The sequence below is a fragment of the Ditibartonella apihabitans genome (genome assembly GCF_002007485.1).
Classification (GTDB): domain Bacteria; phylum Pseudomonadota; class Alphaproteobacteria; order Rhizobiales; family Rhizobiaceae; genus Bartonella; species Bartonella apihabitans.
In genome coordinates this window covers 565,335-577,254 of the sequence record NZ_CP015820.1, presented here as the reverse complement: position 1 = coordinate 577,254, position 11,920 = coordinate 565,335, and the positions used below count along the sequence as shown (strand labels likewise).

The 11,920-nt window shown below is 43.4% G+C and carries 13 protein-coding genes and 1 pseudogene; 2 read left to right on the top strand and 12 right to left on the bottom strand.

Features of this window, described 5'->3' with window-relative positions; genetic code table 11:
* Nucleotides 1–227: 227 nt before the first annotated feature.
* From BBC0178_RS02570 to fdhD, 7 genes and pseudogenes are all read right to left on the bottom strand, one after another.
* Nucleotides 228–692, bottom strand: coding sequence for a hypothetical protein (locus BBC0178_RS02570; RefSeq protein ID WP_077970487.1), 465 nt, complete (start codon nucleotides 690–692; stop codon nucleotides 228–230).
* A complete protein-coding gene (locus tag BBC0178_RS02565) occupies nucleotides 689–1,138 on the bottom strand; it encodes a flagellar protein FlgN (protein WP_077970485.1) in 450 nt (149 codons plus the stop codon). Before BBC0178_RS02565 ends, BBC0178_RS02570 begins: the two co-directional genes overlap by 4 nt.
* Nucleotides 1,139–1,365: 227 nt before the next feature.
* A pseudogene (locus tag BBC0178_RS02560) lies at nucleotides 1,366–1,789 on the bottom strand (rod-binding protein); the annotation flags it as partial.
* Nucleotides 1,790–1,909: 120 nt separating this feature from the next.
* On the bottom strand, nucleotides 1,910–2,305 hold the full coding sequence (locus BBC0178_RS02555; RefSeq protein ID WP_149867406.1) for a hypothetical protein: 396 nt from the start codon (nucleotides 2,303–2,305) through the stop codon (nucleotides 1,910–1,912).
* Entirely contained in the window at nucleotides 2,305–3,075 is a 771-nt protein-coding gene (fliR, locus tag BBC0178_RS02550; RefSeq protein WP_188317779.1) for a flagellar biosynthesis protein FliR, read from the bottom strand. Before fliR ends, BBC0178_RS02555 begins: the two co-directional genes overlap by 1 nt.
* Before the next feature lie 27 nt (nucleotides 3,076–3,102).
* Entirely contained in the window at nucleotides 3,103–5,196 is a 2,094-nt protein-coding gene (gene flhA / locus BBC0178_RS02545) for a flagellar biosynthesis protein FlhA (RefSeq protein ID WP_077970477.1), read from the bottom strand.
* A 542-nt stretch (nucleotides 5,197–5,738) separates the two neighbouring features.
* Nucleotides 5,739–6,590, bottom strand: a complete 852-nt coding sequence (gene fdhD / locus BBC0178_RS02540) for a formate dehydrogenase accessory sulfurtransferase FdhD (protein WP_078039108.1) — start codon at nucleotides 6,588–6,590, stop codon at nucleotides 5,739–5,741.
* Nucleotides 6,591–6,802: 212 nt separating this feature from the next.
* Here fdhD and BBC0178_RS02535 point away from each other — a divergent pair, with 212 nt between their 5' ends.
* Entirely contained in the window at nucleotides 6,803–7,132 is a 330-nt protein-coding gene (locus BBC0178_RS02535; protein WP_078039107.1) for a protein tyrosine phosphatase family protein, read from the top strand.
* 165 nt (nucleotides 7,133–7,297) lie between these two features.
* Here the strand turns inward: BBC0178_RS02535 and BBC0178_RS02530 are convergent, their stop codons facing one another.
* On the bottom strand, nucleotides 7,298–7,636 hold the full coding sequence (locus BBC0178_RS02530) for a hypothetical protein (protein ID WP_149867405.1): 339 nt from the start codon (nucleotides 7,634–7,636) through the stop codon (nucleotides 7,298–7,300).
* Between the two features lie 197 nt (nucleotides 7,637–7,833).
* Nucleotides 7,834–8,394 carry an NADPH-dependent FMN reductase gene (locus BBC0178_RS02525; RefSeq protein ID WP_078040317.1) on the bottom strand — a complete coding sequence of 187 codons (561 nt, stop codon included), beginning with the start codon at nucleotides 8,392–8,394 and terminating at the stop codon, nucleotides 7,834–7,836.
* 236 nt (nucleotides 8,395–8,630) lie between these two features.
* Between BBC0178_RS02525 and BBC0178_RS02520 the strand changes: the two genes are divergently transcribed.
* Nucleotides 8,631–8,840, top strand: coding sequence for a hypothetical protein (locus BBC0178_RS02520; RefSeq protein WP_078039105.1), 210 nt, complete (start codon nucleotides 8,631–8,633; stop codon nucleotides 8,838–8,840).
* A gap of 106 nt (nucleotides 8,841–8,946) precedes the next feature.
* Here BBC0178_RS02520 and BBC0178_RS02515 read toward each other — a convergent pair whose 3' ends face one another.
* The 3 genes from BBC0178_RS02515 to BBC0178_RS02505 form a co-directional block, all read right to left on the bottom strand.
* Entirely contained in the window at nucleotides 8,947–9,840 is an 894-nt protein-coding gene (locus tag BBC0178_RS02515) for a MipA/OmpV family protein (protein WP_225868334.1), read from the bottom strand.
* Nucleotides 9,841–10,001: 161 nt separating this feature from the next.
* Complete coding sequence (locus tag BBC0178_RS02510) at nucleotides 10,002–10,994, bottom strand: bifunctional riboflavin kinase/FAD synthetase (protein WP_078039103.1); 993 nt, start codon at nucleotides 10,992–10,994, stop codon at nucleotides 10,002–10,004.
* Entirely contained in the window at nucleotides 10,991–11,836 is an 846-nt protein-coding gene (locus BBC0178_RS02505; RefSeq protein WP_078039102.1) for a TIGR01459 family HAD-type hydrolase, read from the bottom strand. The genes BBC0178_RS02510 and BBC0178_RS02505 overlap by 4 nt, the downstream gene beginning before the upstream one ends.
* Nucleotides 11,837–11,920 lie beyond the last annotated feature (84 nt).

Here is an 11,920-nt window from a genome sequence, read left to right as displayed (position 1 = left end):
CAAAAACTAGGATATATCGGAAAAATACTGCTAAAATCGGGTATGTCCATATGAATTTTTATATCAATAAAATATCTCTTTATATTATTACTCTTCAATATTAATTTCTATATTAACCAATATTTTTATGAATTAAAAATTCTTTTAACCAAGTTTATTGAATATAATATATACGTTTTTAAAATTGGTTTTTACAAAAACATAAACTTTACGATACAATTATTTTTTTATTTTACTTTATTCATATCTCTAACCTGATCGGCAGGTATATAATTGAACTGTTCGACCATGAGATCTTTAATAACAGGTTCCGGAAAGCGTTGATTGACGCCGTCAATAATTTTTTGTTTCACATCCTCGAATTTTATACGTTCTATTTGTTTTGTATCCGAATAGGAACCGAAAAAAGCATTGAAGACTTCGTCATTCACAAATAGCCCCAAAGGAACAGTCAACTTATTTTTGACTTTTGAATCAACTGTATAAACAAGTTGCGCGATAATATATCCGTTCACTTTGCCATCGGCCAGTATAGGGACACTCATAACGTCTGTGCGGTCATAGTCGATGGTAGGAGCTGTATCTTCTGTTGCTGCCACGGCTTTAGGTTGTGACCCTATCTTGATAGCCAGCATCAATGAACCCAAAGCGATAATGCAAACCCATAAGCCAATGGCAACGGTTTTTATCATTTGTACTGCCCGCTATTGACTGTGAAAGGATCGTAAGTCCCGTCTGTTTCCTGTTCGCGCGCCGCTTCCTGCATCATTTGCGAAAGTTCAGTCACAGCTTCGAGGTGAATTTTCAATAATTCACTGTTCCGCTCGAGTTTCTTTTTCAAACCACCCAGCAATGTCTCTACTTTACTTTCCACCACATTATCGAAATAACGGGCAACATCTGCCATGGACTGGTTCAAATCACGCAAACCGCGAGCTTTACGGGCATTAATGTCGTTATAGTCCGGATTTTGATGCTTTTCGAGTGCATCTGTTTCATAATCGACAACCTCTTCAAGAGAGTTGACAACGGCTGCAAACCTCGCCAAAGCGACATCCCGCGCGGCGGGATCATCAATGTGCACTTTTGCCGGAACCACGGCCGGATTCTGTTCACCCGATTGCTCAGCTAAAGACATGTGAAACTCCTTTGATCGAGCATGTTATCATAAATTGTTATAAAACGTTTAAGTATTTTTAGTCATTTGTTTACGCACGAAGTTAATATCGTGGTTGTGAACAATATTATCGACTGTGGCTTGTGTATTTTGGTCGGAGCGGGCAAGTTGACCAAAAGCAGCTCCCATTTCCTGATTGCCAACTTCCGGAACTTTACCTTGCTTGATCTCTTCATCGCGAGCGAGCATTTTCGCAACGCCAATTCCACCGCGGTCAGCCACTTCCTTGGCCATTGATTCAGCCATCATGGATTTCCAATATTCCCCGGCTTGTCCCTTACCAAAAACCGACGGTGTATCTGTCGTAAACATATTCTGGATAAAGGATTGCAACATAAAAGCTTCAAACTTTTTGTATGCCTCGGTATGATCGGCATTTGCCGATTTTTCTTTTATCTTTACCTGATTGACAGATTGGCCGGATTGGGAAACCGGACTTGTGTTATCATTCGTTCTTGCCAACTCGGAAAAACCGCCGTCCGCTATTTGCTGATTTGCAGCACGCACCGCACTTTGCGCGTTACGCAACTTTTCGACCGAAGCTCTATATTCGAGAGGATCAGCCGCTCTTGACACATCAAGTACCAAGTCTGAAGGTGGTTGAATGGCCATTATTTGTCCTCTTATAGCATATGCCCGATAAATCAGGCACCTCAATTGCCGGGAAACCCGTCCCTTCCTTAAAAATGATCAGGACCGTTTTTCCTCATGATTTACTATATTGAACAAAGCTTATCCCAAACTGGTGTCTTTGACGATTTTTGCCGCAACATATTCTTCAAGCATTTTGGCCATTTCTTTGCGCTCTTCTGCTTCTTCGGCAGCTTTACGTTTCTCGTCGATTACGTCGCACCGGCGCGACGACTGCAACAGTGTTTTTCTTTGTTGGGCAATGAGATTATCAAGAATAGCTTCTTTTCGTGCATTTTTATCAAGGCGTTTGGCAACCATCATCGGATCGAACAAACTGGAAGCAGAGCCATTTTCCATGAGAGAAAACAGAAATTTGTCTTCATCGGATAACGCCGAACGTTGGTTCTGTGTCCCCTCGAGTTCGGCTTCATCACGTGCCTTCACCAGTTTTTGTGCTTTTAATAATCTTGCATATCGTTGGCTTGATGTCGGCATCAGGGCCCCCTGTTCAACCATGAAGCATATTCTGCCCCGAAAAATGTTAATATTTCCGGCAATAGATAATAAATAAGCAAAAGACCACCGAACATAACAAATGGCATGGAAATAAAATAAACTGGAATTGTCGGCGTCAGTTTATTGATCAGCCCGACAGCGATATTGACCAATATGGAATAGATAATGAACGGCGAAGCAATACGCAATGTTGTCAGAAATGTTTGCGATAATGCATCCTGAAAATCGATTAAAGCCGATTGCGGTTCCGGCGTTAACGAAGGCGGGATAATTTGATAGGATGTCATTAACCCGCGAATGACAACCATATGAAGATCGGCCGCGAAAAACAACATCAACGCACCGATTGTGATCATATTGGCAACCTGTGTTTCGGGCATGGATTCAATCACACTCGTACCCGGTTGTCCGGAATAGCCGATCGACATGCCAATAATATTGGCCATAAATTGCAAAGCCCACATATAGGCTTGGGCAATAACGCCGAATGTAGCGCCTATGAGCGATTCACTGATTATGCCGCTCAGCAAAGTTGCCAAAGTCGGATTTTGCGCAATGTTTGTAAAATTGGAACCTGAAAGCGGTACCATGATCAAGGAAAAGGCGATGGCTAAAAACAATCTGAAATTCATCGGAATACGGGCACTCGATATGCCCGGCATCAACATCAGACATGCCCCCACACGCGCAAAGATCAACATGGCGACAATCACCAGCTGATCAATGGGCACCAGCTGATCAATGGGCAAAAGTGCAAAGGACATGTCCTATTCCTTTTAATCGGAGATCGTCCCCAAAGTCTTGACTTCGACACCGCGGGCAATTTCCGCGTGCGAAAGAACTGGCAGGGTCGCAAACAACCGTTCAATAATCATGCGAACATAAGGACGGGCTTCCGGCGAAGTGATAAGAACAAATCTTTCGCCCTTCTCCATATGTTTGCGAATAGCATTTGTAGCCTCTGTACCAAATTTTTCAAGTTCCCTCGGGTCGATATCGAATTCGACAATTTCGCCTTTTGAATCCCGTTTCAAGGCCTGATGGAAAACCAGATCCCAATGACTGCCGAGACGTAAAACATTCAATACACCATTATCTGACAGATCGCCACAAATCTGTTGCGACATACGCATCCGGACATGTTCAACAATCAGTTCGGCACGACGGACATGAGGAGCAATTTCGGCAATCGCTTCAAGTATCTGGTCAAGGTTACAAATCGAAACACGTTCAGCCAACAATAATTTCAAAACCGATTGTAAACCGGAATAAGAAAGATGTGCAGGACAAATTTCTTCAAGGAGTTTGCGGTATTCCGGTCCCAGACGTTCAAGAAGAATGCGCATATCTTTATAAGATAATAATTGTGCAAGATTATTCCGTAATACTTCACTTAAATGGGTGAGCAAGACCGAAAGATTATCAACAGCCATATATCCTTCGCGTGCAAGTTCGGAACGGAAAGTTTCAGACGTTGCAAAAGCACGCATTCCGAAAGCCGGTTCACGGACTTCCTCACCGGGAAGATTCGGTGCCGGTTTTTCGCCAAGCATAACCAACACATCGCCAATGCGCATTTCATAGGAAGCAACAACTGTCCCGTGTAATTTGATCTGATAGGATTTCGGCGGTGTTTTATAGTCGTCGGTCACTTCGATTTCAGGAATAACAAAACCGAAATCGGTTGCAAATTTCCGACGCATTTTGGCCACGCGGTTGGCAAGCTCTGTCTGGTGAGGCAAAAGACGGGTTGCCAATTGTTTACCCAAAGTAAGTTCAATTGCCGGTTTTTCAAGAGAAGCTTTGACAGACTGGCTTTCCTCTTTTTCAGCAATTGCATCGGCTTGAGCCTTCAAAGCTTGTTCTTCTTCAGCCTGACGTTGTAGGCGCCGCGGTATCGAAAAGCCGATGCCGGCGAGCAGTGCTGCAATGGTCAAAAATGGAAAAGCAGGTAAACCCGGCATCAAGCCCAAAACAGCAAGCAGGACCGAAGCCACAAACAAGGCCTTCGGATAACCACCCAACTGGCCAAAAACCGCTTTTTCTGTTGACCCGCGTGTTCCTCCCTTGGAAACCAGCAAACCGGCAGCAAGAGAAACGATAAGAGCAGGAATCTGGGTTACCAGACCATCACCAACCGAAAGCTTGGTAAAAACATCGGCAGCCTGTGAAATATCCATGCCATGACGGGTAACGCCAATGACAATGCCACCAAAAATATTGACTGCCGTAATGATAAGACCGGCAACGGCATCACCACGAACGAATTTGGAAGCACCATCCATAGAACCGAAGAAGGAACTTTCTTCCTCCAGCTCGCGACGGCGAACCTGAGCCTGCTTCTCATCTATCAAACCGGAAGAAAGATCGGCGTCAATTGCCATCTGTTTACCTGGAATAGCATCCAAAGTGAAACGTGCGCCAACTTCAGCAATACGTGTTGCACCTTTGGTGATAACCAGAAAATTTACAATAATCAGAATTGCGAAAACAACGAGACCGATAACAAAGTCGCCGCCCATCACAAATTGTGAAAAACCGTGAATAACGTGGCCGGCAGCCGTGTACCCCTCATCACCGTGGGTAAGAATAACACGTGTTGTTGCAATATTGAGAGACAAACGCAGCATAGTTGCAATCAGCAACACAGTCGGAAAGGCCGAAAAATCGAGAGGGCGTTGAATCCATAACGCCACCATCAAAATCAAAACCGAAAAAGCTATCGAAAATGACAGCCCCATATCCAGCACGAATGAAGGAACAGGTAAGAACAAAACGGTCAGAATAATGACAATACCGGCAGCGAAACCGATATCACTACCGGAAAATTTACTGCTTTTACCAATCGCGTTTACGGCACTTTGCTGCACGTTGATCTCCTTAACGCAAAAAAAGCGTGACAATGTGATCACAATTGTCGTGGCTTTTTACTCTTGCCACAAAAATAGAAAACGAAGCTTGCGCGAAGGTGGTGGTCAAAAATTTTGTCTTGCTCACGAAATTTTACAAATTAGTAACCAACGAGGCCTAAAAGTGATAGAAAAAAGGCAATTGTCCTAGATAAAGTGAAAGGCAGTTCCCCAAAAACTGCCGGAAATATCGGGAAAAACCGAAAAATAAAAAAAATTTTGGGAACTTTATGCAATTGCCCGAATTGTAACACATTGTTATATTACGTGTTGTAATGTATCGTGATAGACAGAAATATTCGAGGTGAAGTTATGGCTGATATGATGAAAATCGCAGTATTCTATTCCATGATGATTGTTAGCACGAATGTTGCAATCGCTTTTGCAGTAATGGGTTTGAACTGAGATTACAGATTTTTGCGTGCGTGAATGATATGTGCGCCATAGTATTTCGCATACGGCCAATTCGGGCCGATGCTTGACGAGTTGCGACGGGAGATGGATTAGATGATCCATTCTTTGCCGCAATAAATCTCGAAGTCGTTTTCTCTCGTGCGACCAATTAAAGTCATATTACATTTTTGACCTATTCGAATGGCCTCGGCCGTTGCTGCCGACACTGCTACCAGCGTAGAAACGCCTAAAACTGCAGCTTTTTGTACCATTTCAACTGACAGGCGGCTGGTTACCACAACAAAACCGGAACTGACATCCTTGCGATTTAAAAATAGATGACCGCAAAGTTTGTCCAGCGCATTGTGCCGGCCTACATCTTCACGAACTGCAATTATCCCTTTATTTTTTTCATAAAAAGCGGCGGCATGAACGGCTCTTGTTGCATTGTTCAGAATCTGTTTTCCGCAAATTTCACGTGCTGCGTTAAAAATTTCATCCCGATCAAAATGGATATCTGTCCGTTTTACCTTGTCTATTTCACGCATTGCCGCGTCAATTGATTCGATGCCGCAAAGACCGCAACCGACAGGGCCTGCCATAGAACGGCGGCGTTTGCGAAACGCATCACGCCGGTCAACGCGTAAAGCGATTTGTACATCTATTCCGCGCGATAGCGGGACAATATCAATATTTTCTATCTCATCCGGATCATTAATGAATTCTTCGGTCCGACTGAAGCCATAGGCAAAGTCTCTAAGATCATCGGGGGACGCCATCAAAACGGCTTGCGTGGTACCATCGTAAGAAAGCGCAATCGGCACTTCTTCGGCAACAGTCTTCTCGATCTGTTGTCTTTTCCCGTCGCTTGCTGAAACGACCTCCGCATCAACATGCACTGTATCACTGAATTTTGAATCCGTCTTTTCTTCGACAGAACATGCCTTTTTCAAAATAGTCATTTAACCGTCATTCATTTCGAATAAAATTGCTTGACCCGCCATATAACGCTATTCTGTTCAGCCTTATCGGTCATATTCATCTATTACCAAAACCGTGGGGCCGCTTTCAATTTTGATGTTTTATAAGTTGGAGATGTGCTTGCCAAGGCTCCGGCAACAGAATATTTTCATGAACACGTGACAATGAATATATTTTAGAGAGTGAATTTCTGATGGACTTGACCGAAATTGATGATGGCGTTTTCGTCTGTGGGCAGATTACGGAAGACTTTGTTGACGAACTTGCCAAAGCCGGCTTCAAGACAATCATTTGTAATCGCCCCGATAATGAACAGCAAAACCAGCCAACTTTTGCCTCTATTGAAAAAGTTGCCAAAGCTCATGGTCTCACAAGCTATTACATTCCCGTGACACCCCCGAATATAGAACAGAAAAGTATTGCCTCTATGAGAGACGCTTTAAAGACATGCGAATATCCGGTTCTTGCTTATTGTAAATCCGGACACCGGGCTCAAACACTTTATCACCTTGCAAAGAACTGAGCCCGCTTCTCCCCCTCATGTTTTTTCGGCTTTTCCGACATTTCGGAAATCATCAATCCAACGATAACTGGCGGTGGAATAATGCCCGTAAAAGAATGCAGATGACCGACGAAAGTCTTTATCCCGCTAGTCGGTTGGTCTTAAAGATGTGAGAAAAGCAAAGCATTAGGCTTCTTTATTGTAATGTGTGTCGCGATAAAGACTAATCCGATGGGCAACATCGCAAATAGCGCCAAAAACAGTCATCACGATACCAAAGGCCAGCAATAAAGTGGAAATATTGACAAGAGAGTCCACCACTTCGACGCGCGTCATTGTTATTGCGAGCGACACAGCACCCACAATCGTCAATATGGACGAGATGTCAAAAAATCTTGCCCATTCGCTATCTGATAGTGACTTCCATAAAGAAAAACCTAAAGAAATATTAACAATAATCACCAATAACGCGGCATTCATCAGTTGATAAGGTTGCCACTCAATTAAAGTATTTATATTATCCATTTTTCACTCCCCAATGTCTAATTAATATATGGGGATTAAATCGGTCAATATAAAGGCTTGTAAAAAAAATCACCGATCACATTTCATGAAAAATTGTATTAATTTTGATATGATATAAAAATTAAAACAATTCATTATAATATTATGATTATCTGAAACTACTATCTTTTATAATAGTAGTTCCAGTTTTTATTATATTAATTCAAGATCTTTTCAACCCATTTTCCAAATGATTGTACTATATTTGAAAAGAACTTGGCTGCATCATCATTGGCCGGTTTCCCGTCATCGGTGACCAAATCCTGAATTCTCCCGATATAGGCTTCAGGCTGTTGCATCGTCGGAACGTCATTGAACACCAAAGCCTGTCGCAATTGATGGTTGGCACCAAATCCGCCCAATGCACCTTGGGAAATGGAAACAACTGCACCCGGCTTGCCATTCCAGACGCCTTTACCATAAGGACGAGAAGCAACATCAATTGCATTTTTCAATACTCCGGGAATAGCCCGATTATATTCCGGCGTTATAAAAATAACCGCATCAACTTTCTTCAGCGCGTTTCTGAAATTTTGCCAGGCAGCCGGCGGAGTCTCTGTTTCCAAATCTTCATTATAAAGTGGCAAATCACCTATTTCGATAAAATCGAGAGACAAATTTTGCGGTGCAAGACCGATAAACGCCTTGCCCAGCTTCCGGCTATAAGATTCTTTGCGCAAACTGCCAATCAATATGGCTACTTTGAATCGTTTGGTCATTTTTTCCTCTATCATTTTTTAGGTGTTCTGCATTCTTTAATTAAATAGGATTTTTTCATCATGTTTCAAAATGAAGATCGTTCGACACACTGTCATCATTTGATTGACAATAAAATTTATTGTTTTTTAACCATGAATCTGAAAAGCACTTCCCGACCTTAATTTTAATTTCGATAAAGCTTCCTTTTGGGGCACTATGAAAGACACTACCAGAGTCTGTTGAAAGGTGAAGCACAATGCTCAAACACAGTTCGGATGCATTGCAACTGTCGACTTACACAAGAAGGTCGCATTTCGTTTATAGCGTATTCGAATATTTTCTGGTTATTATAGTTACACTGGCAGCAGCCGTTGTCATCTCTGCCATTTGTGTTGACGAATTTTCCAAATTGATTGAAATGAACGGCAATAGCCCGTTGATAAACACTGCAGTTGATAACCGGTAACACTGCTTTTCAAGCTTTTGTGCCAAAACGCTGGCAATAAACTTTCACATAAAGCATTGCTCTATTGCTCTGCGTTTGCAGCTTTATCTATCTTTAACCCGCTTTTTCAGCGCAATGTAAAATCAAAACGATAAGATGCCGAAATACCCATGGTAAACTGGTTCTTGTCCCCACGTTGGAAAACGAGAGATGAATCACCGGCATCGCCAGTTAACCGCTTATATTCGCCAAACACACTGGTTGTAATTTTGTTTGTGGCTTTCCAGGTAATTGCACCACCGGCACCAAAGGACCCCCAGCCACTATCGGGATGAAATTCTTTCAACCCCGAACGAAGAGATTCTTCTGCATCAACGCCGTAATAGGTTTTGAAATAGTCTTGTGTCGCGTAAAAAGCGCGCGGCCCGCCGGAAACCTGTACAGAAGGTGTCAAATTTTTATAGACGTCAACAGCAATGTCGGACGTAACACCATTATGACTGCGTATACCTTTACGCACTTCTGCTCTCGCCCGCAGCCAATCGAGCGGATAGATTTCGGCAAAGCCACCAATCTCGCCGCCCCATTTCACCCGTTTTAACCCCTTGAGATCGCCTGACGTGTCACTGTCACGCTCTTGCAAAATTTTTCCCACAACACCAAGACGAATAAGGCTCTTTTCCAACAAAGCAAAAGACATATTATCGTTGCGCGAAGAGAAACGATCGTCACCACCCCTTTTGCCTATGGAAAAAATCGGGTCAACAGCGATGTCGTAGGTGTCATCCCCTTCGAATTTCGGGGCTTCATAAACCGATGCGCCAAGGGTTAGCGACCAGTTTCCGCTGTAGAAATGTTTTTTGGCCGGTGCTGTCGAACGATAATTTTGGTCGTCGACCGCACGTTGTTCAGCCGAAACATTGGTAACTTTTCCCGTCTGGTAATCGTATAGCTCTTCTGCATTTGCCTGAAAACATGAAATCGTCATCAAGCCGGTCATGCCTGCGAAAACTACTTTCAATATATTATCCGACACCTATACACTCCAGACGCTTTGACAAAGCAGCTGATTAAACACTGCCAAACACCAACTCTTTGCAAACTGGCCAATCATAAATATTCAATCAACATTTTAAGAATGTCTTAAAACTTTATTTTCTCAGAAATGTTGTTGGCCTATCGTTACCGATTGGTAAATGTAAAATTTCTGTCCAATGCCGACAGCGGTGAAGCCGCAGAAAGTGCTGCTTCGGCTTCTTCTTTATCTTTATTCATTTGGGCAATCAATGGTTGTAAACCGTCAAATTTCTTTTCTCCACGCAAATATGAATAAAAGGAAACAGATGCCGTTTCATCGTATAAATTGCCATCAAATGAAAACAGAAAGCTCTCAAGCAATGGCACACCATCGCCCTCCACTGTCGGCCTTTTCCCGAAACTTGCGACCCCGTCATAAAGTGTTCCGTCACTCCGGCGAAAGCGGATTGCATAGATTCCGAAAACAAGGCCTGTTTCTTCGGGAAGCGCCATATTGGCAGTCGGAAAACCTAATGTCCGACCGAGCTTTGCTCCATGAATAACTTTCGAGCAAACGGTATAGTGGTAGCCGAGAAGGCCTGCTGCTTCCTCCACTTTTCCGTCAGCCAATAATGCACGAATGCGGCTTGAAGAAATGACTTGACCGTTTTCGTCACAAAAAGGCGGAACTTTAACAACAGCAAAGCCCAGTTTTTTTCCACAATCGGCAAGATAATCAGGCGTACCGACACGCTTGCTTCCGAAATGGAAATCACTTCCGGTAACCACTGCCGAAGCATGAAAATTTTCGCACAAAATATGTTTGACAAATTCTTCGGCAGTAAGGTGAGCAAATTTTGCATCAAAGTGCTGTTCGACAACACCATCAAATCCCATCAATTCCAGTATTCTGGCTTTTTCTGCTGCCGGTGTGAGCCGATCAACCGGCTTTTCCGGCTTAAAAAAGCTTTTGGGATGCGGTTCGAATGTATAAACAATTGCCGGACGGCCGGTTCGTTTGCCAATATTGAGAGCCTTTTCCAAAACTGCCTGATGGCCCCTATGGACACCATCAAAATTACCAATTGCTACAACCGAATTCCTATGACTTTCCGGCAATGCAGCGAGATTTTTCAACCGCAAAAATTTATTGGTCATTTAAGCGTCCACATGGTGGCAATAGGCTGGCTGCCATATTTGTTTAAAAATTCGGTCAGAAATGAACGGTTGATGTCGCCATCTTTGGCATATTCATTCTGATGGATGCCGCCAGAGATATAAAGCGTGTCAAGTCCATATTGTTGTCCGCCTTTCATGTCGGTCAATATGCCGTCCCCAATCGCGAGAATACGGTCTTTGGCTATTCTGCCTTTTCGTTCGGCGAGTTTGTCCATAGCCAAATCATAAATCGGGCGATGCGGCTTGCCGGCAATCAATGTACGCCCGCCCAATTGTTCATAAGCGCGCGCAAGTGCACCAGCGCACCATAATATCTTGTCGCCATGATGCACGGTAATGTCGGGATTGGCACATATAAAAGGCAAATTCTTCGATCTTAATCTGAGCAAAAGATCATGATAATCATCCGGCTCTTCATGCTCGTCGTCGAAAAGTCCTGTACAGACGATTGATGTTGCCTCGAATTCTTCAACAAGCTCGACATCAAGCCCGTCAAACAAGACAAGGTCACGCTCTGGCCCGATATGGAAAACTTTCCTCGGTGCTTCCTTGATGAGATGACGCGTTGCATCACCGGAAGTAACAATGTCATCATAAACTTCGGGGCCGATTTTCAAGGAAGCCAACTGCTTCGCCACACCGTCATGCGGACGGGGCGAATTGGTGAGCAATATGACCGATTTTCCGGATTGTCTGACTTTGATCAAAGCTGCAACAGCTTCTTTAAAAGCGTGAACGCCATTATGAATAACACCCCACACATCACAAAAAACAGCATCATAACGGTCGATTATTTCCTGTAAATTTTCAGGTTCTTCCATCTTGCTACCATACCCTATTAGAAACTCGCCATCTGTCGGAATTTCAGACCTTCGCAGAAATATTGCCTAGACACCTAACGCAAG

Bases quoted from the DNA above. Each gene is read 5' to 3' on its own strand.
- BBC0178_RS02525 (WP_078040317.1), bottom strand. From the start codon at position 8,394: ATGACCAAACGATTCAAAGTAGCCATATTGATTGGCAGTTTGCGCAAA.
- BBC0178_RS02520 (WP_078039105.1), top strand. From the start codon at position 8,631: ATGCTCAAACACAGTTCGGATGCATTGCAACTGTCGACTTACACAAGA.
- BBC0178_RS02555 (WP_149867406.1), bottom strand. From the start codon at position 2,305: ATGCCGACATCAAGCCAACGATATGCAAGATTATTAAAAGCACAAAAA.
- BBC0178_RS02570 (WP_077970487.1), bottom strand. From the start codon at position 692: ATGATAAAAACCGTTGCCATTGGCTTATGGGTTTGCATTATCGCTTTG.
- BBC0178_RS02535 (WP_078039107.1), top strand. From the start codon at position 6,803: ATGGACTTGACCGAAATTGATGATGGCGTTTTCGTCTGTGGGCAGATT.
- BBC0178_RS02510 (WP_078039103.1), bottom strand. From the start codon at position 10,994: ATGACCAATAAATTTTTGCGGTTGAAAAATCTCGCTGCATTGCCGGAA.
- BBC0178_RS02530 (WP_149867405.1), bottom strand. From the start codon at position 7,636: ATGGATAATATAAATACTTTAATTGAGTGGCAACCTTATCAACTGATG.
- fdhD (WP_078039108.1), bottom strand. From the start codon at position 6,590: ATGACTATTTTGAAAAAGGCATGTTCTGTCGAAGAAAAGACGGATTCA.
- BBC0178_RS02565 (WP_077970485.1), bottom strand. From the start codon at position 1,138: ATGTCTTTAGCTGAGCAATCGGGTGAACAGAATCCGGCCGTGGTTCCG.
- BBC0178_RS02505 (WP_078039102.1), bottom strand. From the start codon at position 11,836: ATGGAAGAACCTGAAAATTTACAGGAAATAATCGACCGTTATGATGCT.